General features: G+C 36.9%; 22 protein-coding genes. 18 read left to right on the top strand and 4 right to left on the bottom strand.

Going from position 1 to position 23,902, the window contains the following annotated elements:
- Positions 1–46: 46 nt before the first annotated feature.
- The 7 genes from RVS70_RS00460 to RVS70_RS00430 all read left to right on the top strand — a co-directional run bounded on the left by RVS70_RS00460 (position 47) and on the right by RVS70_RS00430 (position 6,427).
- Positions 47–1,168 carry an ATP-binding protein gene (locus tag RVS70_RS00460; RefSeq protein WP_121605145.1) on the top strand — a complete coding sequence of 374 codons (1,122 nt, stop codon included), beginning with the start codon at positions 47–49 and terminating at the stop codon, positions 1,166–1,168.
- A gap of 351 nt (positions 1,169–1,519) precedes the next feature.
- Positions 1,520–4,231, top strand: coding sequence for an aconitate hydratase AcnA (acnA, locus tag RVS70_RS00455; RefSeq protein WP_026683159.1), 2,712 nt, complete (start codon positions 1,520–1,522; stop codon positions 4,229–4,231).
- A 206-nt stretch (positions 4,232–4,437) separates the two neighbouring features.
- A complete protein-coding gene (locus tag RVS70_RS00450) occupies positions 4,438–5,031 on the top strand; it encodes a redoxin domain-containing protein (RefSeq protein ID WP_026683160.1) in 594 nt (197 codons plus the stop codon).
- A gap of 48 nt (positions 5,032–5,079) precedes the next feature.
- The gene (locus RVS70_RS00445; protein WP_080668784.1) at positions 5,080–5,226 is read left to right on the top strand and encodes an FbpB family small basic protein; all 147 of its coding nucleotides are present in this window, start codon (positions 5,080–5,082) and stop codon (positions 5,224–5,226) included.
- Positions 5,227–5,347: 121 nt separating this feature from the next.
- Positions 5,348–5,581, top strand: coding sequence for a small acid-soluble spore protein Tlp (gene tlp / locus RVS70_RS00440; RefSeq protein WP_026683161.1), 234 nt, complete (start codon positions 5,348–5,350; stop codon positions 5,579–5,581).
- Positions 5,582–5,702: 121 nt separating this feature from the next.
- Positions 5,703–6,125: an acyl-CoA thioesterase gene (locus tag RVS70_RS00435; RefSeq protein WP_026683162.1), complete on the top strand. Its 423-nt coding sequence runs from the start codon at positions 5,703–5,705 to the stop codon at positions 6,123–6,125.
- A gap of 2 nt (positions 6,126–6,127) precedes the next feature.
- Entirely contained in the window at positions 6,128–6,427 is a 300-nt protein-coding gene (locus RVS70_RS00430) for a hypothetical protein (RefSeq protein ID WP_121605143.1), read from the top strand.
- Positions 6,428–6,516: 89 nt separating this feature from the next.
- Here RVS70_RS00430 and RVS70_RS00425 read toward each other — a convergent pair whose 3' ends face one another.
- From RVS70_RS00425 to plsY, 4 genes are all read right to left on the bottom strand, one after another.
- Complete coding sequence (locus RVS70_RS00425) at positions 6,517–6,813, bottom strand: HesB/YadR/YfhF family protein (protein ID WP_026683184.1); 297 nt, start codon at positions 6,811–6,813, stop codon at positions 6,517–6,519.
- 22 nt (positions 6,814–6,835) lie between these two features.
- Entirely contained in the window at positions 6,836–7,075 is a 240-nt protein-coding gene (yidD, locus tag RVS70_RS00420; RefSeq protein ID WP_121605142.1) for a membrane protein insertion efficiency factor YidD, read from the bottom strand.
- 14 nt (positions 7,076–7,089) lie between these two features.
- Complete coding sequence (gene folE2 / locus RVS70_RS00415; RefSeq protein WP_121605141.1) at positions 7,090–8,022, bottom strand: GTP cyclohydrolase FolE2; 933 nt, start codon at positions 8,020–8,022, stop codon at positions 7,090–7,092.
- 83 nt (positions 8,023–8,105) lie between these two features.
- The gene (gene plsY, locus RVS70_RS00410; protein WP_026683165.1) at positions 8,106–8,687 is read right to left on the bottom strand and encodes a glycerol-3-phosphate 1-O-acyltransferase PlsY; all 582 of its coding nucleotides are present in this window, start codon (positions 8,685–8,687) and stop codon (positions 8,106–8,108) included.
- Positions 8,688–9,274: 587 nt separating this feature from the next.
- Between plsY and RVS70_RS00405 the strand changes: the two genes are divergently transcribed.
- From RVS70_RS00405 to RVS70_RS00355, 11 genes are all read left to right on the top strand, one after another.
- Positions 9,275–10,342, top strand: a complete 1,068-nt coding sequence (locus RVS70_RS00405; RefSeq protein ID WP_121605140.1) for an ABC transporter ATP-binding protein — start codon at positions 9,275–9,277, stop codon at positions 10,340–10,342.
- On the top strand, positions 10,339–11,868 hold the full coding sequence (locus tag RVS70_RS00400; protein WP_026683166.1) for an ABC transporter permease/substrate-binding protein: 1,530 nt from the start codon (positions 10,339–10,341) through the stop codon (positions 11,866–11,868). The genes RVS70_RS00405 and RVS70_RS00400 overlap by 4 nt, the downstream gene beginning before the upstream one ends.
- A gap of 13 nt (positions 11,869–11,881) precedes the next feature.
- A complete protein-coding gene (locus RVS70_RS00395; RefSeq protein ID WP_026683167.1) occupies positions 11,882–12,298 on the top strand; it encodes a CoA-binding protein in 417 nt (138 codons plus the stop codon).
- A 639-nt stretch (positions 12,299–12,937) separates the two neighbouring features.
- A complete protein-coding gene (gene parE, locus RVS70_RS00390; RefSeq protein ID WP_034679985.1) occupies positions 12,938–14,887 on the top strand; it encodes a DNA topoisomerase IV subunit B in 1,950 nt (649 codons plus the stop codon).
- 29 nt (positions 14,888–14,916) lie between these two features.
- Positions 14,917–17,370 (top strand): DNA topoisomerase IV subunit A, encoded by a 2,454-nt coding sequence (gene parC, locus RVS70_RS00385; RefSeq protein ID WP_205388560.1) that lies wholly within the window; start codon positions 14,917–14,919, stop codon positions 17,368–17,370.
- A 592-nt stretch (positions 17,371–17,962) separates the two neighbouring features.
- Complete coding sequence (locus RVS70_RS00380; RefSeq protein ID WP_205389767.1) at positions 17,963–18,607, top strand: TetR/AcrR family transcriptional regulator; 645 nt, start codon at positions 17,963–17,965, stop codon at positions 18,605–18,607.
- 67 nt (positions 18,608–18,674) lie between these two features.
- Entirely contained in the window at positions 18,675–19,817 is a 1,143-nt protein-coding gene (locus tag RVS70_RS00375; protein ID WP_166530306.1) for an acyl-CoA dehydrogenase family protein, read from the top strand.
- A gap of 24 nt (positions 19,818–19,841) precedes the next feature.
- Entirely contained in the window at positions 19,842–21,476 is a 1,635-nt protein-coding gene (locus tag RVS70_RS00370) for an AMP-binding protein (RefSeq protein WP_166530305.1), read from the top strand.
- 10 nt (positions 21,477–21,486) lie between these two features.
- The gene (locus RVS70_RS00365; RefSeq protein ID WP_321132387.1) at positions 21,487–22,842 is read left to right on the top strand and encodes an acetyl-CoA carboxylase biotin carboxylase subunit; all 1,356 of its coding nucleotides are present in this window, start codon (positions 21,487–21,489) and stop codon (positions 22,840–22,842) included.
- Positions 22,843–22,854: 12 nt separating this feature from the next.
- Complete coding sequence (locus RVS70_RS00360) at positions 22,855–23,064, top strand: acetyl-CoA carboxylase biotin carboxyl carrier protein subunit (protein WP_034679970.1); 210 nt, start codon at positions 22,855–22,857, stop codon at positions 23,062–23,064.
- 47 nt (positions 23,065–23,111) lie between these two features.
- On the top strand, positions 23,112–23,894 hold the full coding sequence (locus RVS70_RS00355) for an enoyl-CoA hydratase (RefSeq protein ID WP_034679972.1): 783 nt from the start codon (positions 23,112–23,114) through the stop codon (positions 23,892–23,894).
- The last annotated feature ends 8 nt before the right edge of the window (positions 23,895–23,902 follow it).

Raw genomic sequence — 23,902 nt, 5'->3', positions numbered from 1 at the left:
TAGAAGAAAGGAATTGTTGAAATTTGCGAAAAAAGGGGGAAAAATGATGGGGTATGATCACGGAACCCAAAATAATGAGGAAGCTATCCACATTGCCGAAACAAAGCCGGTGCAATTGCGCTACCCACAATTATCCTCACTGCCTTCATTTATGCTTGCATGGGTAGAAAACAATTGTCATGATATCATAACTGTCTTAGATGAAGAAGGAAGAGTCATATTTAGTTCTAAGTCAACAGAGCATTTACTAGGATTTCACCCGTCTGAATTAGCGGGAAAGTTTTGGCATGAGATGATTTCTGCTGATGACGCAAGTTATATTAAAGACAATTTTGAGCAAAGATTTTCACAAAACCAACTTTATACCATGAATATACTAAACAGTGATGGCAAGTATATTTGGTCAGAATGTTCTGTAGTAAAATTACAAGATCCACAGAAAGATGAAATTTTCTATTTATCTACTATTGCTGATATACGAGATAAAAAAGAAGCGGAAGAAATGATGATACGTTCAGAAAAAATGTCAGTTGCTGGACAACTAGCAGCTGGAATTGCGCATGAAATCAGAAATCCGCTAACATCGTTAAAGGGATTTTTGCAGTTGCTTCAAGCAGGTGTAAACAGAAAAGAAGAATATTATAATATCATGATTGATGAAATTGAAAAAATGGAGACAATTACTTCTGAGTTACTTTTTATCTCGAAACCACTGACAGATAATAAGAAAATGGAATCCATCTTAGATATGGTTCATGATGTCGTCGTATTACTACAACCTCAAGCAAAGATGAAAAATATTCATATTGAATATTCCGTATCCAGGCATGAAAGCGTATTTTGCGATCGCTCGCAAATTAAACAAGTACTAATCAATTTGGTGAAAAATGCAATTGAAGCAATGGAAGAGAGTGGTAAAATTTATTTAACATCTACATCTAGTGATACCCATGTGGAAATCAGTATAATTGACGAAGGACCAGGTATTCCAGATGAAATCATACATAAGCTCGGAGAACCATTTTTTACAACAAAGCAAAGCGGGACTGGTCTAGGTATTATGATAACGAAACAAATTCTCGAAAGGCATCAAGCTTTCTTAGAAATTGAAGCTAAAGAACAAGTGGGGAGTACTTTCCGCATTATTTTTCCATTATCCAATAAATAATCCCGATCGTTTTTTAATGTTCAAATAACAGATAGTGATTTTCTTTGAAGAATACGTACTATACAAATTAGTGCGAAGTTTGGTGAGCCTTGGTGACAAATAAAACTGAATTGCATTATTACATTATAATTTATAACTAGTAGTTGATGTATCTTGATTTTTATATAAGAAAAAATTATCACTTCACATAAATTTTTACTATATAAAGTGTTGTTTCAATGGTTTGTTTTATGTCACATTTTCCTTTAATATAGAGTAAGTGGGTAAGGTTTATATTATATTGTTAATGAAAGTGAAAAAGATGTCGTACGTTGTAATTTGTATGACATGCATGATGAAAGGGGTACAAACATGGGGAAGAGTAATTCATTTAATGCTAAAAAGCAATTTGAACTCAATGGAAAAACCTACAACTATTATCAACTGAAAACTTTAGAAGAAGCTGGATTAGGAGAAATTTCACGCTTGCCATTTTCTGTTCGTGTTCTCCTAGAATCACTTGTTCGTCAACATGATGGACATCAAATCAAAGATGAGCACGTCGAACGCCTAACTAAATGGGGCACAGAAGCAGGAAAGGGTGTAGATGTTCCATTCAAGCCTTCGCGCGTTATTTTACAAGATTTCACAGGTGTACCAGCAGTAGTAGATCTTGCTTCTTTACGCAAAGCAATGGTAGATATGGGTGGAACACCTAGTAAAATTAATCCAGAAGTACCAGTAGATCTAGTTATTGACCACTCCGTACAAGTAGATCAATATGGTACAGCAAATGCGCTAAAAGCCAATATGGATTTAGAATTTGAACGAAATGCAGAGCGTTATGAATTTCTTAATTGGGCGCAAAAAGCTTTCGATAATTATCGTGCTGTACCACCGGCTACAGGAATTGTGCATCAGGTGAATCTAGAGTATATCGCAAATGTAGTACATGGCTTAGAAGACGAAAATGGTGAGTACGTTGCATTCCCAGACACACTTGTGGGAACGGATTCACATACGACAATGATTAATGGATTAGGCGTTCTTGGCTGGGGTGTTGGCGGTATCGAAGCTGAAGCAGGTATGCTTGGGCAACCTTCTTATTTCCCTGCTCCTGAAGTAATTGGAGTTAAGTTCACTGGAAGTTTTCCGAATGGAACAACAGCTACTGACTTAGCATTGAAAGTAACACAGGTATTACGTGAGAAAAATGTAGTCGGCAAATTTGTTGAGTATTTTGGCCCTGGTTTAAAGGATATGCCATTAGCAGATCGTGCTACAATTTCTAATATGGCACCAGAGTATGGCGCAACATGTGGTTTCTTCCCAGTGGATGAGGAATCATTGAACTACTTACGTCTAACTGGTAGAGACGAAGAGCAAATTGATCTTGTAGAAAAATACTGTAAGCTAAATAACCTATGGTATTCTGCAGATCAGAAAGATCCAGAGTACACGGATCTTGTTGAGATTAATTTATCAGAACTAGAACCTAACCTTTCAGGACCGAAACGTCCTCAAGATTTAATCGCGCTATCAAATATGAAAAAAGAATTTAATAAGGCGATTACAGCACCCGCTGGAAACCAAGGCTTTGGACTTGATAAATCTGAATTCAAAAAAGAAGCAGTTGTCGAGCATCCAAATGGGAAATCATCCGTTATGAAAACAGGAGCACTTGCTATCGCAGCAATCACTTCTTGTACAAATACGTCCAATCCTTACGTAATGTTAGGTGCTGGTCTATTGGCGAAAAACGCAGTAGAAAAAGGGCTCCTCGTACCTGAATACGTAAAAACTTCATTAGCACCAGGTTCAAAAGTAGTAACCAGATATTTAGAGGATGCTGGACTAATGCCTTATTTAGACAAACTTGGCTTTAACCTAGTAGGATATGGATGCACAACATGTATTGGTAACTCTGGACCATTACGCGAAGAAATTGAGCAAGCGATTATTGATAATGACCTTACAGTATCGTCTGTTCTTTCTGGTAATCGTAACTTTGAGGGACGTATCCATCCATTAGTAAAAGCAAACTACCTTGCATCTCCACCTTTAGTAGTAGCTTACGCGTTGGCAGGTACGGTAGACATTGATCTTACGAAAGATGCTTTGGGGGCCGATAAAGATGGAAATCCAATATACATGAATGATATTTGGCCATCCATGGAAGAAATCAAGTTACAGGTAGAAAAAGTTGTTCAACCTGAGATTTTCCGTAAAGAATACGAAGATGTGTTTAGTTCGAATGAACGCTGGAATGAAATTGATACGACAGATGAACCATTATTTGAATGGGATAGTGAATCGACATATATTCAAAATCCACCATTCTTTGAAGGTCTAGCGAAAGAGGCTGACTCAGTCAAGCCACTGAATAACTTACGTGCTATTGGTAAATTTGGTGATTCTGTAACTACAGACCATATCTCACCTGCAGGTGCTATTGCAAAAGATATGCCAGCAGGTAAATTTCTACAAGATAAAGGCGTTTCACCTCGTAACTTTAACTCTTATGGATCTCGTCGTGGAAACCATGAAATTATGATGCGTGGCACATTTGCCAATATCCGTATTCGTAATTTACTTGCTCCAGGTACAGAAGGCGGCTTTACAACGTATTGGCCAACAGAAGAAGTTATGCCTATCTATGATGCAGCAATGAAGTATCAGCAAGATGGCACTGGTCTTATCGTTATTGGCGGTAAGGACTATGGAATGGGTTCTTCTCGCGATTGGGCCGCTAAAGGAACAAATTTACTAGGAATTAAAACCGTAATTGCCGAAAGCTTCGAACGAATTCATCGTTCTAATCTAGTTATGATGGGTGTGCTACCATTACAATTTGAAAATGGAGAAAGTGCAGATTCATTAGGTTTAACTGGTAAAGAAAGCTTTAGTATTGAAGTTAATGAAGATGTAAAACCACATGATTTAGTAAATGTAACAGCGGTAAGTGAAGATGGTACGAAAACAGAATTTAAAGCTGTTGCACGATTTGATAGTGATGTAGAGATTGATTACTATCGTCATGGCGGCATCTTACAGATGGTATTACGTAACAAGTTAGAAGTATAATTTTTACCTATATCTTAAAAAGCCTCTACAACGATCATAATTGTAGAGGCTTTTTTCTATAATATTATGAAGAGATAATGGTGAATTTTTTACGAACGATAACGTATGTAGCTTTACAAACCCAATTATTTTACATACCATTTAATAAGGATAGGAAAATAGAATAGAAAATCGCATTTATAATGATTAGCAAGGAGACATCGTGTATGTTAAAAAAAATAGTTGGAATTACTGTGATCATCGTGCTAGCTGGAATTGTACTTTTTAACTATGTTCAACAACGAAACGAAGTTTCAAAAGAAGATAATGAATATAATGTAAGCGGTGATACAGATGCTGAAGGTGGTGCTATTTCTTCAGTAGAAAAGGACAAAGTACTTCAACCTGGTGATACTGCACCTGATTTTCAACTTGAGACACTTAGTGGAGATACACTAAAACTGTCTGATTTACGAGGTAAAAAGGTTATTCTTAATTTCTGGGCAACATGGTGCCCACCTTGTCGTAAAGAAATGCCAGCAATGCAAGACTTCTATAATGAACATAAAGAGAATGTAGAGGTTGTAGCCGTTAATTTAACTGACTCAGAAAAAAAGGAAAAGGATGTTCACAAATATATTAATAAGTATGACTATACATATCCTATACCATTGGATCGAAAATCGAAGGCACGTAATATGTACCAAGTATTTAGTGTTCCAACAACTTATTTTATTGATACAAAAGGAAAAATCCATCAAGTGAAGCCCGGACCAATGACATATGAATTTATGAAAGATACTATTAATTCTGCTAATTAAGGTATATATTTAAGCTAAACTGGTAAAGCTTCTTCTAAAAAGGAGTGAATTACCATTTCTTTAAAGAAAAAACGTACGTTTGATGAATTAGTGAGTGAAAATCGTCAGCAAATATTAAAAGACAGATCACTCATGGACAAGATCGAAAAGCAATTGGAATTAAAAAGAAAACCTATTCAAAAAGAAGTTCAATAAAATAGATAGAAGTTTAATCACTTTCCATTCGTGGGAAGTGTTTTTTTGGATAAATTTTCTAGTATATAGATGCATTCACAAGAAATAATAGGTGCAGACAAAAGAAAGGAGGGATTTATTCATGACGACAGATAAATACCAGCCAAAGCCAGATGATCGTAGTGATAATGTAGAAAAGTTACAGGATATGGTTCAGGATACAATTGAAAATATGGAACAAGCACATGAAACGATGCAATTTTCTTCCGGTGAAGAGAAAGAAGCTATAAAAGCAAAAAATAAAAGAAGAGAGCAAGCCATTGAAGGTATGCGAAAAGAGATAAAGGACGAACATGAGCATAATGAGTTGAATTAAGTGAATTCCCCCGATACTAGGTTAAAGTGAATCGGGGGATTTTAAGTCGCTGTCACTTAATATTTAGAAGAAATATGTTAAGCTATATGTTGAGAGAAAAAGAAGCTGGGAGGAATAATCAGTGCAATCAGTCAGGACACCAATTGCAGTCAGATATCAAGAAACAGATCAGATGGGTGTTGTTTACCATGCTAATTATCTTGTATGGTTTGAGATTGGAAGAACAAAATTTATCGAATCTCTTGGTTTTCATTATACAGATATGGAAGAGCATCAAATCGTGTCTCCCGTTACAAACGCAACGATTCAGTTTAAAAAGCCAATTCGTTATGGTGAGGATGCATTTGTGAAGACATGGCTAGAAACATACGATGGTATTCGAACGGTATATGGCTATCAGATTTTAAATCATAAAGAAGAAGTAGCTGTAAGCGGAACAACAGAGCATGTTATAGTGAAAAAAGATACGTTTAGACCATTATCCTTAAGAAAAGCTTTTCCTGATTGGCATGAAGCTTATACAAAACAATTAAATGAGGAATAATCATGGCTTTTGGAATAGATCGTAAGGAAATATTGAGGTGGAAAAATGAGATTAACGCTGGAAAAATAGCATTCCTAACTCATTATTGGATAGATAATCGTTTTCCAGGATGTACTACAGTTACAAAGGTGGGCTGCAAAAATGTAGATCAGTTGATTTCTTGGGGTGAACCATATGGTCTAATGCCTCAATGGATTGATCGTAAATTAAATTACCCCCATTTTGACTTATTTGGTGAAAAGCAAAGTGAAATATTACGTAAAGAGGAGCAATGGGAACAAATAGAAAGATTTCGATTATAACATAGAAATAATTCCATCCTTACTTGTATAGATAAACAAGCAAAAGGGAAACTTCCTAGAGAGTTCCCTTTTGCTAATAACCGCTATGTTTAGTTCGTAATATACTTCATAGTGGGCTCCTGTTTTTTTCTACTGTAGCTGATCTTAAGATCCTTATCTTCAAAATACCATTCATCTTTTGTTTCAACAAAAAAGGTGACACCTTCAACCTCAATGGAGGTATGTAGATCTTCCGGCTTTTCATTGCTTACACCTAATGAAAAGCCGGGCACATTTCCTCCAATGCCACCATATCTTACAAAAAATCGAACATAGGAAGTATCTTCGTCTATATCTAACTCTTTTTTATACCATTTTGCAGCTTCTTTACTAATTTGTATATTCAATGAAGACAACTCCTTTGTTTCTCTATCTATTATCATCTTGCTTTTTTCTCTTTTCCGGTACTAAATCTACTCCACCAGCGTGAAACGGGTGGCATTTGCTAATTCGCTTCACGGTCAAATACGTTCCCTTCCATACGCCAAAACGTCTATATGCTTCAAGTCCATACTCCGAACAAGTAGGGTAGAACCGGCAAGTTGGTGGTGTGAATGGACTAATAGCTGATCGATAAAATTTTATTAATCCAATGAAGAGATATTTCATAGATATGACCTTCTCTAATAAGTTTCATTTTCTTTGTCATAGCTGACTGTAGCAATAGCATCATGCATATGAATGGATTCTTCATTCCGACAGCTAACTTTAAATTTCGTTATAAATGGAAGCTCATACAAATCCGCTGCGACTAGCCTTACCACATCTTCTACAAATCTTGGATTCTCATATGCCTGTTCCGTAACCATTTTTTCATCTGTTCTTTTTAAGATTGGATGTAATCTTGCACTTGCATTGCTCTCAGCAGCCTCTAATAATATGGCTTTCCAATCTGATAAAGATTCATCATAGTCTTCTGATAATGATACTTCGATCTTGACGTTACCTCGTTGGTTATGTGCGCTATACTCACTAATCTCTTTCGAGCATGGACATAGCGTTGTAATCGACGCAGCTAAAGATACAGCCAATTGATAACCGAGCTGTCTATCATAATTAATGCTAATGGTAGCATTGGCATGATTCATTCCAGCAAGTCTGGTATCTGGGGCATGTCTCTCATAAAACCAAGGAAAGCTCACCTTAAGGGAGGCATCCTGTTGATCTAATCGTTCCGCTAATTCTTTTGCAAACGATTTTAATGTATGAAGATCCATTGCAAACCCATTAGCATGATAATTTGCTAACTGTTCCGTAAAGCGACTCATATTTGTTCCTTTGTTTGATTGCTTCAAGCTAGATGTAAAGGTAAATTCACCAATTGTAGTTTGCTTGGCTGGAGTTAAGGAACTGTATATGGTTATTGGATGTTTTACCTTAGTAATTCCAACTGCATCCAAATCAAATAAGAAGTCCTTTTTCGTATTTTGCAAATCTGCCATATGCACTTTATCGACAGGTTTTGTTCTCGGGACCGGCATTACAGAACCAAATAATTTATGACGTTGTTCTTTGTTAGGCAATTTCTTCTTTGGGAATGTCTGTGTATTATCCATAACATCGTCCCCTTTCTCTTTGCTAATAAAAGTATACTGTAGGTGTTATAAAGATTCAATGTATAGGTTTTGATAGGAAAGAATTACATCCAAGTAATTTTCGGTTCTGTTTTATTCTTTATCCGCTTAATATTCTCTCTATGTCTATAAAAAACGAAAATTGTAAGTATTGTCGTAACAATGATAAGCCCAATATCCTTAAAAAGGATCGACAAAACAATTGTAACGATACCTGTTATCATCGAGGACAAGGAGACGTATTTGGACAGATAGAGACTTAGCAAGAATGTGGTGATCATAATAATAAATAATAATGGATTAATTCCTAAAATAATTCCCCCTGATGTTGCTACTGCTTTCCCACCTTTAAACTTTGCAAAAATAGGATACGTATGCCCAGCTACGGCAAATAAGCCAACTACGAGACGATAAACATCAGCATCGAATATAAGCGGAATTAATGTTGCTGCTGTTCCCTTTAAGATATCTGCAAGTGTTACGATTATTCCTGCTTTAATTCCTAATACACGAAACGTATTTGTCGCGCCTAAGTTCCCACTACCATGTTGGCGAATGTCTTTATTATATCCCAGCTTGCCAACAATTAATGCTGAAGGAATAGAACCTAATAAATAAGCAATAATAGCAAACAAAATGTACTCCATATAAATTCCTTCTTTCTTCATTTATGTATGTATCAAACAAACAGGAGATACGATAGATGAGGCTTATTTTTAAAACTGTTGCTGCAATTTCATCATTCAATTTGCATGAATATAAGGAAAATACATACAGTTGATTTTCCACGCTATAAACGGAAAGTTCCGAGCAGCTTCGTTACCCCAGACTATTATCTGGACACACTTTTTCTCCGCAGCTGTTGTTACTTTCTGATTATAAAATGAAACCGCTCTCCTCCATTTACGGATTATTAGAGTTTCTCCAGTATTAACTGGTTACAAGGCCCTTACGAGTAAAACCATAGAGGGTAAGGAGAGATTAGAGACTTTCCACTAATTTATGCCTCCCTTTCATTTTATAGAATTGTAAGGGGGATTGGTGGAAGTGAGCACGTATGAAATTGATTCCAATCATAAAAAATAAGCTGCTTCTTATTTTAGCACGAACACAGCGTTTTAAGAACCATATTTCATGATAAGTTTATTATGTTTGAGATCGTTTCATTAGGGGAAATAACTATATTGCTTTAACATAGGGAATAATTAGAGAAGGAATAGCTAAGGAGGAAGCCATGATTGAATTTAAACATATTAAAAAAATCTACCCAGATGGAACGGAAGCGATAAAAGATATTTCCTTTCGTGTGGAAAAAGGGGAAATCATGACTCTAATCGGACCTAGTGGTTGTGGCAAGACAACCACAATGAAAATGGTAAATCGTTTAATTGAACCTACGTCAGGTGAAATATACATAAATGACAAAGCCATTGATTCCTATAATATCCATGAACTAAGATGGAATATAGGCTATGTACTGCAACAAATTGCATTATTTCCCCACCTAACGATCGATGAGAATATAGCAGTTGTTCCAGAAATGAAAAAATGGAAACGTAAAGCGATTAAACAACGAAATCGAGAATTGTTAGATATGGTTGGGTTAGATCCTGCAACTTTTCAAAACAAAATGCCGCGAGAACTATCTGGTGGTCAGCAGCAACGGATAGGTGTCATTAGAGCATTAGCTGCAGATCCTGATATCATTCTAATGGACGAGCCTTTTAGTGCATTAGATCCTATTAGCAGAGAGCAATTGCAAAAAGATATTCGTTCATTGCAAAAAGAAATAAAAAAAACTATTCTTTTTGTTACCCATGATATTGATGAAGCGATGGCATTAGGGGATAGGGTTTGTTTGATGAAGGATGGAAAAGTTGTCCAACTTGATAGGCCCCAAGATATTATTTTGCATCCACAATCTCCATTTGTTAAAGACTTTATTGGTGAAAGGAAATCTCCATGGCAAACAGCGGTAGATATTATAGCTGATCCATCACAAAAACACGTCCTTTCTCAATCATCCTATAATAACTGTAATTACTCTAAGTTACAAACTTATATTGTGCGTGATGAAAATAATATGTATGTGGGCTTGTTACAATCTGGCATTCTAACAGATGGAATTCGGTTAGAGAATGACCTGCCCTTAATTAAAGCTGTGGAAATTATTGAATCATCAAATCAAACGATTTATCCAGTAGTCAAAGCAAATAAACTGGTAGGGGTCATTAGTTATCGCGATATCGTGGCATATCTAAAAAGTAAAGCCGTAGTAGCGAATGGAGTGGTTCAATCATGAACGATTTCATTACAGTATTTCAAAACAGACAAGATATGTTTTGGGAAACCATTTGGGAACATTTGCAAATCTCATTACTATCATTAATAATTGCAATTGTCATTGCTGTACCATTAGGTTTAGCTTTAACAAGGTATCCTAAAATTGCTGAACCAATTATTGGCATATCTGCAGTCATGCAAACGATCCCTAGCCTAGCTGTGCTTGCTTTTTTAATTCCTTTTTTTGGTATTGGAACATTACCAGCCATCATTGCATTGACTGCTTATGGATTGTTACCGATACTTCGAAATAGTTATACAGGGATTAAAGAAGTAGACCCTGCATTAAAAGAAGCTGCTACTGGGATGGGGATGAATTCGTTTAAGCGATTAACAAAGGTAGAGCTTCCGATAGCAATGCCCGTTATCATGGCAGGAATTCGTACTTCAATGGTTTTAATTGTCGGTACTACTACACTTGCAGCGCTTATAGGGGCAGGAGGATTAGGGGAGTTAATTCTTCTCGGTCTTGATCGCGGAGCAGATGTTAACCTCATTTTACTTGGTGCAATACCCGCAGCTTTATTAGCAATCATATTGGATTTTATACTACGTGGGTTTGAGCGCATCTCCAGAAGGGCAGGCTTTAAAGCTTTTCTTTCCATGCTATTAATAGCTGTTTTAATTGTTGTATCTCCATTTATTTTTAGTAATTCCAGACAAGCTGATTTAGTAATTGGCGGTAAACTGGGTGCAGAACCTGCTATCTTAATCAATATGTATAAATTACTAATTGAGCAAGACACGGATCTTACGGTAGAATTAGAAGCAGGCTTGGGGAAAACTTCATTGGTATTTGATGCACTAAAGGAAGGGAGCATCGATATTTTTCCTGAATTTACAGGGACAGCCATTGTAACCCATTTAGGCGACCAAGCGAATAGTAATGAAGCAAATCAAGTCTATGAACAGGCAAAAAAGGGTATGAACGAACAATATGATATGGCATATTTAGAACCGATGAAATTTAATAATACGTATGCTGTAGCTACTACCAAGCAATTAGCTGAACAATATAGTCTAAAAAATATTAGTGATCTTAAACAAATAGAGGATAATATAACTGCAGGATTTACATTAGAGTTTAAAGACAGATATGACGGGTATGTAGGTATGCAGGACAAATATAATTTAAATATAAACGATGTACGCACCATGGATCCTGGGTTAAGACAAGATGCATTAACGACAGGCGATGTAGATATCATTGATGCCTATGCTACAGATAGCTATATGATTGAATTAGATTTAGTTACTCTAGAAGATCCGAAGAATCTATTTCCCCCATACCAAGGAGCACCACTAATGAAGAATGAAACATTAGATAAACACCCAGAATTAGAAACGATATTAAACAAGCTCGCAGGGAAAATTACAGATGAACAAATGAGAAAAATGAATTATCAAGTAGATTATGAAGACAAATCTCCAGAAGAGGTCGCTGAACAGTTCTTAGAAGAACATGACCTCATTGTAACGGAGTAGAAAGGGGATATTTATGCGTTGGGAAAATCCATCAAATGACAGACTAAAGCAAGTTTTGACTACTGCAAAAACAATTGCTGTTGTAGGTTTATCTTCTAACCCAGATAGAACCTCATATCAAATTGCTCAAATTATGCAAAAGCAAGGGTATCGAATTATTCCTGTAAATCCTACAATAAGTGAGGTGCTTGGAGAAAAATCGTATCCTTCATTAACAGATGTTGAAGAGCAGATCGATATTATTAATGTGTTTCGTAGGCCAGAGCATTTACTTGATATCGCTAAAGAAGCTGTACAAACCAATTGTAGTGTTTTTTGGGCACAGCAAGGGATAAGTAATGAGGATGCCTATGATTATTTGAAGAAACATGATTTCACGGTTATTATGGATTTATGCATTAAAGTTGTACATGCCGTATTAGTAAAATAACGAAGCTTACAGGATGGCATATTCATGCCATCCTCTTCCTTTTCAAAAAGGTATACACCTTTTGGAATGCTATAATGCCATTAAAGAGATGTAGTAAGTTAAAATAGTGTCTCAAAGCTACTTAACTATAGTTGACCCATGCAAGATAAAAGGAAGTGTAGTATACTTAAGTACACCGCTTATGGTTAATACTGGCAAGTACAAAGCATTATCAGCTCATCATATGATAGATAGCACAAAACCTCGGTAAGCGATGTTGGCTACGTAAAGAGGAGACTTAGGCTTTACAAGTTGGTAAAAATTTAAAATTGATGCGGCATGACAGATAGGGATACCTATCATTTTTCTTTCTTAAGGATATAGTATATACGCAAAATATAATTAGTCTTTACAGAAACAAACATTCGTTCTATTATAGTGAGAGAAAATCTGGATATACTTTTTATATTATACTAAGAATTAATAGATGAATGTGCGCAACATAATGAATTTAGTTGAGAACAGATGCAAGATACTACGACTTAAATAAATGAAAGTTAGGTTTTGCATGAGCAAAGGGCAGAGCGTTACTCACTGGTAATGATTCGAACAAAGTAATCTACGTAAGAAGGGAGCAGTTTTGAATTGGCTCAACAACCTATGCAATATAGTGATGACTCAATACAGGTACTTGAAGGATTAGAAGCAGTCAGAAAAAGACCTGGAATGTATATAGGAAGTACAGATCTCCGTGGTTTACATCATCTCGTATTTGAAATTGTTGATAATGCTGTAGATGAAGCTTTAGCAGGATTTGGTGAAACGATAAAAGTAACCATACATAAAGATAATAGTATTTCAGTAGTGGATAAGGGTCGAGGTATACCAACTGGAATGCACCGTACTGGAAAGTCCACACCTGAGGTCATTTTTACAGTATTACATGCAGGAGGAAAGTTTGGTCAGGGAGGCTATAAAACAAGTGGTGGACTACATGGGGTTGGCGCTTCTGTTGTCAATGCACTCTCTGAATGGTTAGAGGTAACTATTCATCGAGAGGGGCACACCTATTTTCAACGATTCGAAAACGGTGGTAAGCCGGTTGGTTCCCTTGAAAAAAAGGGGACAACGAAAAAGAAAGGATCGACCATTCACTTTAAACCAGATCCTGGTATTTTTACAACCATTGTATATGATTTTGAAACCTTGTCGGAACGGTTACGCGAGGCAGCCTTTTTGTTAAAAGGGCTAAAAATTCAACTATCTGACCTTCGTAATAATCAACATGAAGAATATCAATTTCCAGATGGTCTCAAGGCTTTTGTACATTATTTAAATGAGGAAAAGGACACGCTTCATCCTGTAGTTGCATTTGAAGGAGAGCAACAAGGGATAGAAGTTGATTTTGCATTTCAGTTTAACGATGGCTATGCCGAAAGTATGCTGTCTTTTGTTAATCACGTCCGAACAAAGGACGGTGGAACACATGAATCTGGTGCTCGCACAGCAATTACTAGAACGTTTAATGATTATGCGCGTCGGGCAGGATTACTTAAAGAAAAAGATAAGAATCTGGAAGGAACAGATATACGAGAGGGCTTTACTTCAATCGTTTCTGTTCGTGTGCCAGAGGAAAAACTTCAATTTGAAGGTCAAACGAAAGGAAAATTAGGTACACCTGAAGCACGATCAGCTGTTGACGCCATTGTTTCTGAGAAGTTATCCTATTTCCTTGAAGAAAATCCGGACGTCTCGGGACTGTTAATAAAGAAAGCAATCAAAGCGAAAGAAGCAAGAGAAGCTGCCCGAAAAGCGAGAGAAGAGGCACGTACTGGTAAGAAAAGAAAAAGAAAAGATACCATATTAAGCGGGAAATTAACACCTGCGCAATCAAAGAATCCAAAACGTAACGAATTATATTTAGTTGAGGGTGATTCGGCTGGAGGGTCTGCAAAGCAGGGTAGAGATAGGAAATTCCAAGCTGTATTACCTCTACGTGGTAAAGTAATCAATACCGAAAAAGCGAAGCTTCAAGATGTATTTAAAAATGAAGAAATCTCAACCATCATCCACACCATTGGTGCGGGAGTAGGCGGAGATTTTGATTTAGATGATGTGCAATATGATAAAATCATTATTATGACGGATGCTGATACAGATGGGGCACATATTCAAGTATTATTACTAACGTTTTTCTACCGCTATATGCGCCAGCTAGTGGAAGCAGGAAAGATTTATATCGCTCTCCCACCTTTATATAAGATCTCTAAAGGAAAAGGAAAAAAAGAGAAGGTTGTATATGCATGGGATGAGGAAGAAATGAAAAAAGCGACACTTACGTTCAAGAATGGGTATACGCTGCAGCGCTATAAAGGTCTTGGTGAAATGAATGCAGATCAGCTATGGGAAACAACCATGAATCCTGAATCTAGAACGCTTATCCGTGTAACCATTGATGACTTAGCTAGAGCAGAACGACGTGTAACAACATTAATGGGGGACAAGGTAGAGCCGCGGAGAAAATGGATTGAAGGCAATGTAGAGTTTGGCTTAGATGATGAATCAAATATTTTAGAAAATGATAAAATTCATACAGAACAACAACAATAATTAAAGTATAACCATAAGGGGGGGTTGGTTTGTCACAACCAGAAACGTATTTAGACCTTCCGTTAGAAGAAGTAATTGGAGACAGATTTGGAAGGTATAGTAAATATATTATTCAAGACAGAGCATTACCTGATGCAAGAGATGGGTTGAAACCTGTTCAAAGAAGAATTCTTTATGCTATGCATGAAGAGAAAAACACGCATGATAAAAATTTTCGTAAATCAGCAAAAACCGTTGGTACCGTAATTGGGAATTATCATCCACATGGTGATTCCTCTGTATACGAAGCGATGGTTCGTCTTAGTCAAGAATGGAAGGTAAGGAATGTCTTAGTAGAAATGCACGGAAATAATGGTAGTATCGATGGCGATCCACCTGCTGCAATGCGTTATACAGAAGCTAGATTATCAAGTATCGCTTCTGAGTTATTACGTGATATTGATAGGGATACGGTTGATTTTATTCCAAACTTTGATGATACCATTATGGAGCCTGTGGTCCTTCCTGCAAAGTTCCCGAATTTACTAGTTAATGGTTCAACAGGAATATCCTCAGGTTACGCTACGGATATACCTCCACATAATTTAGAAGAAGTGCTTGATGCAGTTATATTAAAAATTGATAAGCCTGCAGTCACTACAGAAGAATTAATGGAAGTTATTAAAGGTCCCGATTTTCCTACTGGAGGAATCATTCAAGGTGTGGAGGGCATAAAAAAGGCGTATGAAACAGGGCGCGGCAAAATAGTAGTTCGTGGTAAAACAAAAGTAGAAGAGGTACGTGGCAATCGTCAGCAAATAGTCATTGATGAAATACCGTATGAAGTAAATAAAGCCAACATGGTTAAAAAAATTGATGAATTGAGAATCGATCGGAAGGTAGAGGGAATTGCCGAAGTCCGTGATGAGACAGATCGTACCGGGTTAAGGGTAGTCGTCGAACTAAAAAAGGATGTAAATAGTGAAGGTGTTCTTAATTATCTGTTCAAAAATACAGATTTACAGGTTACTTATCACTTTAATATGGTTGCCATTCAAGACAAAACCCCTAAGCTCCTTTCATTAAATGAAATGCTTGATGCCTACATTAGACATCAAAAGGAAGTTGTAACTAGACAAACAGTATTTGATTTAACGAAGGCCAAGGACCGTGCACATATCGTAGAGGGGCTAATGAAAGCTATATCCATCCTTGATCAAGTTATCGCAACTATTCGATCATCTAAGGATAAGCAAGACGCTAAACAACGATTAATCGCAAACTATGGATTTACAGAAGCACAAGCAGAAGCTATTGTAATGCTTCAGCTCTATCGCTTAACAAACACTGACATCACTACACTTCAGCAAGAAGCTGAAACACTTCGAGAAAAAATTAAGGAACTAGAGCATATATTACAGAGCGAGAAAAAGCTGCTTCAAACGATCAAAAAAGACTTGAGAAAAATCAAAAAAACATTTGCAACTCCTAGAAAAACAATTGTTGAAAATGAGATAGAGGAATTAAAGATTGATATCGAGGTTATGGTCGCTAGTGAAGATGTTCTTGTATCTGTTACCAGAGATGGTTATGTAAAGCGAACTAGCCTTCGTTCGTATAGTGCATCAAATGGCGAAGATTTTGCAATGAAAGAAGATGACCATATTGTTGGTTTAATCGAATTAAATACGACGGATAAAGTTCTCGTCTTTACGAATAAAGGAAAGTATTTATATTTACCTGTTCACGAACTTCCAGATATACGTTGGAAGGATATTGGACAGCATATATCTAATATAGTTTCCATCGATAAGGATGAACGTATTATTGAATGCATACCTGTCCGTGATTTTAAAGAGGATAACTTCCTATTGTTTTTCACAAAAAACGGCATGGTTAAAAGGAGTCCATTACAGTTATATGACGCTCAGCGATACTCGAAGGCTTTAATTGCCCTAAACCTAAAAGCTGATGATGAAGTAGTGAATGTCCACAAAACAAATGGTCATACAGATGTATTCATAGCATCTAATAAAGGTTACGGCCTCTGGTATCATGAAGCAGATATATCGATAGTGGGGCAACGAGCCGCTGGTGTTAAAGCAATTCAACTGAAAAAAGATGAATACGTTGTTAACGGACAGGTATTTGATGATCTCTCTGATCCATCTCTGGTGGTTCTAACACAAAGAGGGGCATGCAAACGTATGAGATTGCAAGAGTTTGAAAAATCGACACGTGCGAAGCGTGGGTTATTGATGCTTCGTGAGCTGAAGAGTAAACCTCATCGAATTAGAGGATTTTTCCTTATTAATGAAGATGATACACTAGACTTCCAAACAAGTGACGGTACGACACACAGTATATTTCCACTAGAACTTTCCAATAGTGATCGATACAGTAATGGTTCATTTATTATTGATGCTGACACGCATGGTGAGGTAGTAGAAGCATGGAAGCAGGCTCATTATCAGAAACCATTTGAAGATACAAATAAAGCATAATGTAGTAATATTTTCTAGCTATTCATATGACAGGTAAGCCAAGAAGGTTGCCTGTCATTTTTTTAATGGCTGAGAAGTCTCCCTGTCTCTGCTAGCCTACTTTAAAACAAAGGGTCGAAATTATTATCCCTCACTTTGAGAACAAAAATAGCATACAATTAAGTATTCAACCCGTACTTAGACTCACTATTTTGCATGGAATTGTACGTAGTACACACGGAATCTGCAAGTATTACTGGAGATACGCTCATCTATTCCATTCTTCATAAAGCAATTTTAAAATAATCGTTTCTGAACCGCAGCGGATACGAACCTTTTCTCTAAATTCCTATTGTATTTTTATAGCACACGCGTATATAATGTAGTGACTTTTGATCCATTTACAGGAAAAGTAAGAGATCTTTGATGCAGACAGGAAACCCTTTCAGCGGACATTGAAGGCTGAAAACGGTAATAAAAACCTTTAGCCGCAGAGCAGGCTACTAGTTCCCACTGGTGGTTTGGGTTTATTTATAAATACCTTTTTATTCAACTAACGCTTTGCATTTCTTGCCAAGACTTTATATTTTCAGATAAATATGATAGTGTTAAAATATCTAATGAAGAGGAGGGATTTAGAACGGAATTACGTGAAAAAATAATTCAATCTTCATTGCTACATTTCGAAAAGTATGGATATCACGGAGTAACAGTGAATCAAATTGTCGCTGATGTAGGTACTTCTAAGGGGGGGTTTTATCATCACTTCTCTTCTAAAGATGAGCTACTATACTTAATCCATGATACGTTTATATCTTATGTACTTGATAAAGCCATCCGTGCCAATAAAATGTATCATTCACCGACAGAGAAGCTAAGCGTAATTATTAAGGATTTTGTTAAGGTTTTTGATATTTATAAGCCACATATTTCCGTGTTTTATCAGGAAACAGTATATTTAAAACCTGAGTATGAGTCTTTAATCAAAGCAAAGCGTGACCAGTTTAAACAGCTCATATTTCAAGTCATTTATGAAGGTAAGCAAACTGGTGAATTTCGTCAGGCATTACCGGTTGAAATTACAGGAATGGCAATATTAGGGATGGTAAACTGGACATATAAATGGTATAAGCAAGGTGGTGCGAAGAGTATTAATGAAATCAGTGACATTTTCGTAGATCTCATTTTACATGCTGTCTTAGATCACGGAAATATACACGATGATGCATATGAAGCGTTGATAGACGATAATATGTAATAATTACATGTATAATGCTTTGAACAGACCAACCAGTCGGTCTTTCAGCATGGGATAGGAGGAAAACATGAATTTTGAATTATCAAAGGAACAATTAATGATTAAAAAAATGGTAAAGGATTTTGCGGAAAATGTGATTCAACCTAGAGCAATCGAAATTGATAAGGAGGCAAAATTCCCTATTGATATCTTCGATCAGCTTGGAGAGCTTGGCATACTCGGCATTCCTTTCCCTGAGGAGTATGGTGGTTCCGGTGGTGACACATTATCGTACGCTTTAGCTGTAGAAGAAATTGGCAGTGTTTGTGGTAGTACAGGATTAAGCTATGCTGCCGCAGTTTCATTGGGAGCAAGTCCCATTTACTATTTCGGAACAGAAAAACAAAAGAAAGCGTTCCTAACTCCTTTAGCTCAAGGAAAAGCACTTGGTTCATTCGGATTAACAGAGCCTAATGCCGGATCAGATGCAGGTGGAACAAAAACAACTGCTAAATTAGAGGGCGATGAATATATTATTAATGGAGAGAAGTGCTTTATAACTAACGCTAGTTTTGCTAAAACATTAATTGTAACCGCTGTCACAGGTAAAAATGAGAAAGGAAAAAATATTATCTCAGCGATTATCGTTCCAACAGATACAAAAGGAGTTAAAATTACTAGCAATTATGACAAGATGGGTGTACGCGGATCCGATACAGCGGAAATCGTACTTGACCAAGTACGTGTTCCAAAGGAAAATCTACTGGGTGATCCGGAAAAAGGGTTTAAGCAATTCCTCTATACATTAGATGGTGGAAGAATTTCAATAGCTGCACTTGGAGTAGGTATTGCTCAAGCTTCTTTAGAAAAAGCATTAAACTATGCAAAGGAAAGAAAACAGTTCGGCCAATCTATTTCTAATTTCCAATCTATCCAATTTAAATTAGCTGATATGGCAATGGAAGTAGAGCTGTCACGAAACATGGTTCATAAAGCAGCTTGGTTAAAGGATAATGATAAGCCATTTAGTAAAGAAGCAGCCTATGCAAAGCTTTTTGCATCCGAAACAGCATCTCGTGCAGCGAATCAAGCCATTCAAATTCATGGTGGGTATGGATATATGCGTGAGTATGAAGTAGAACGCTACCTAAGGGATGCAAAACTACTTGAAATTGGAGAAGGTACTTCAGAAATTCAACGTTTAGTTATCGCTAGACAATTAGGTTGCTAGTTTAGTAGGGGGAGGAAAACGTCCATGACACTTTTAAATTTTACTGTTGGAGAGCTTTTAGAAAAGCAAGTAGAATTATATCCTGATCATGAAGCCGTTATTTATCCAGAACTACACTTGAGAAAAAGCTACAAAGCATTCAATGAAATGGTGAATGAAGCAGCAAAGGGATTTATGGCATTAGGTATTGAAAAAGGAGAAAATGTAGCGATTTGGGCAGATAATAAGCCTGAGTGGCTGACAACTCAATTTGCAACCGGAAAGATGGGTGCAGTATTAGTTACTGTAAATACCAGTTATCAAGCATCCGAGCTTCACTATTTACTAGAACAGTCAGAATCGACAACGCTAATTCTCGCGGAAAGTTATAAAGGCACATCTTATATCGATATACTTAAAAAGATTTGTCCAGAGCTAGAAATGGCTGAAAAAGGTATGCTTCAATCAAAAACCTTACCAAATCTTAAAAATATAATCGTTATTGGTGAGAACACGTATTCATTTGCCTACAACTGGAATGAAGTAATGCAATATGGAAACATCATTAGTGAGCAAATGCTACTTGAACGGAAAGAAAGTCTACAAGTTAATGATGTTATTAATATGCAGTACACATCTGGCACAACTGGATTCCCTAAAGGTGTCATGCTAACACATTATAATATTGTCAATAACGGAAAGCAGATTGCTGATTGTATGGAACTGACGTCTGAAGATAGACTTTGTATTCCTGTTCCTTTTTTTCACTGCTTTGGCTGTGTATTAGGAGTATTAGCTGCTGTATCAAAAGGAACAACAATGGTTTTATTAGAACAATTCCATCCTGAGAAAGTCTTATCCGCTGTTTCTAGCGAAAGATGTACGGCACTTCATGGCGTGCCAACGATGTTTATTTCTGAATTAAATCACCCAAACTTCAAGCAATATAATTTATCTAGTCTAAGAACTGGCATAATGGCAGGGTCTACCTGTCCAATGGAAGTGATGACAAATGTAATGGAAAAGATGGGTGCAAAAGAAATAACAATTGCTTATGGACAGACAGAGTCCTCCCCAGTAATTACACAAACGAAAACAGACGACCCTATTGAATTACGCGTAAGTACCGTAGGAAAGCCACACCCAAATGTAGAAGTTAGGGTAATTATACCAGGAACAGATGATGATCAAGAAATTGGCGTACCAGGTGAGTTACTAACAAGAGGCTATCATGTCATGAAAGGCTATTATAATAATACGGCTGCAACAAATGAAGTAATAGATGAACACGGATGGTTACATACAGGTGATTTAGCCGTTATCCATCATAACGGTTATTTAGAAATCACCGGAAGAATGAAGGATATGATTATTCGTGGTGGTGAAAACATTTATCCGAGAGAAATAGAAGAATTTTTATATCAGCATCCCGATGTACTTGATGTACAAGTCGTTGGTGTTCCAGACCAAAAGTATGGGGAAGAAATTATGGCTTGGATTATCTTGCAAGAAGGTAAAGTACACACAGCAAAGGACATACAAAAATTTTGTTATGGGAAAATATCGAAACATAAAATCCCAAGATATATTGAGTTTGTCCAGGAGTATCCGATGACTGCAAGTGGCAAGATTCAAAAATATAAGCTTAAAGAGTTAGCTTTACAACAGTTACAACGATAGGGGGAACCGTATGATAAACAAAATAGTTATTGCTAATCGTGGGGAAATTGCGGCAAGAGTAATCCGAACTTGCAAACAGCTAAATATACAAGCTGTTAGTATCTATTCAGAAGCAGATAAAGATGCTCCTTATGTACAAATGGCTGATGAGAGCTACTTAATAGGACCACCTAGAGTTAACGAGAGCTATTTAAATATCGAAAAAATTATTTCAGTTGCAAAAGAATGCAAAGCAGATGCCATTCACCCTGGTTACGGTTTCTTGAGTGAAAGTGATATATTTGCTGAAAAATGCGAATCGGAGGATATCATCTTTATTGGCCCAAAGAGCAAGGTTATTCGTCAAATGGGTAGTAAAATAGCAGCAAGAACCATGATGCAGCAAGCTGGTGTACCTGTAGTACCGGGCACCGAAGGAGCGGTAACATCTGCGGAAGAAGCAACATCCATTGCAGAAGCTATCGGTTATCCAATCATGCTGAAAGCATCCGCTGGTGGTGGTGGTATCGGGATGCAGATGGTTCACTCGAAGGAAGAGCTTTCAAAGGCCATTGAAAACAATTCTAAACGTGCTCTGAATTTTTTTGGGGATGGCTCTATGTTTATAGAAAAAAAGGTAGAAAATGCTAGACACATTGAAATTCAAGTACTGGCAGATCATTATGGTAATGCTGTTCATCTGTTTGAGCGAGAATGTTCGATTCAACGAAGAAATCAAAAGGTTATTGAAGAAGCCCCTTCCCCGTTTATTTCCGAAAAGACAAGAAAAAACATGGGAGATAAAGCCATTCAAGCGGTTAAGACATTAGGTTATACAAATGCTGGGACCATTGAATTTTTAGTAGATGAACAAGAAAACTTCTACTTTTTAGAAATGAACACACGTATTCAAGTAGAACACCCAATAACAGAAGAAATAACCGGTATTGATATTGTAGAGAAACAGATTCAAATTGCTAATGGAGAAGCGTTAGATATAAAACAAGCTGATCTCCACTTAAACGGGCATGCAATTGAGGCACGCATCTATGCAGAAGATCCAATTACTTTCTTCCCTTCACCGGGGCATATTCATAGGTTTGAACCTCCAGAAGGAGAAAAAATAAGAAATGAAATCACGGTTTGTAACAATTATGATGTCACACCATTTTACGACCCGATGATTGGAAAATTAATTGTACATGGTCAAACGAGAAACGAAGCAATTTCATTACTTCAAACAGCTCTTCAAGAATATAAGATTGAAGGGATTAAAACAAATCTCCCCATGCTTCTTTCAATAATGAAACATCAAGCATTTAGATCAGGAAATACAACAACAAATTTTGTAGAAACAAACTATTTAACTCAATTGAATAAAAAATAGGAGGAATAAATAATGGAATTAAAAGCATCAATGGCAGGTAGTGTATGGAAAATTACAGCGACACACGGAGAAGCGGTTGAAGAAGGACAGGATGTTGTAATCCTAGAATCTATGAAAATGGAAATACCTATTATTGCAGAGTCTTCAGGCACGATAAAGGAAATGAAAGTAGCCGAAGGAGATTTTGTTAATGAAGGGGATATTATTGCTATCATCGAATAATAATTCCGTGATAGCATCTGAAAAATTATTCGTAGGGGGGGATTTCAGTGAGTACTAGTCTAGTCAACTTAGACATCAATAACGGAGTAGCTATGGTGACTCTAAATCGACCAGAAGCAGCGAATGCAATGTCGAAAAAGTTATTGCAAGAACTGCAAGCCACCGTCCATACCATAGAACAAGATCCAACAGTCACTTGTACAGTAATTACCGGAGCTGGTCAAAAAGCCTTCTGTGCAGGTGCAGATCTGAAGGAAAGATCAGGAATGTCTAATCAGGAAGTCATTCATGCTGTGGAATATATAGGAAAAACAGTCACAATGGTTGAGAATATGTCCATGCCTGTTATTTCCGCGATTAATGGCGTTGCCTTTGGTGGTGGTTTAGAACTGGCATTAGCATCGGATATTCGAATTGCCGCTAACCATGTAAATATGGGACTCACAGAAACATCGTTGGCGATTATCCCGGGGGCAGGCGGAACACAGCGACTGCCTCGATTAATTGGTATCGGACAAGCAAAACGATTAATCTACAGTGCTCAGCGTATAAACGCGAACGAAGCATTAGCAATAGGACTAGTTGAAGAGGTAGTAAAATCAAGCGAACTTATGAATTCTGCACTTCAACTGGCAAGGGCCATCTCTAAAAACGGACCAATTGCTCTAAAACAAGCCAAAACAGCGATCAATAAGGGTGTACAAACGGATATTACAACAGGATTAATGCTGGAAAACCTTGCTTATCAGCAAACCATACCCACGCATGATAGATTAGAAGGTTTACAAGCATTTCGTGAAAAACGAACTCCAAATTACAAAGGAAACTAAAACCAGGA

The sequence above is a fragment of the Virgibacillus sp. M23 genome (genome assembly GCF_034190895.1).
Lineage (GTDB): Bacteria > Bacillota > Bacilli > Bacillales > Amphibacillaceae > Virgibacillus > Virgibacillus salarius.
The sequence above is the reverse complement of the archived record's forward strand: the minus strand, read 5'-3'. Positions and strand labels throughout refer to the sequence as shown.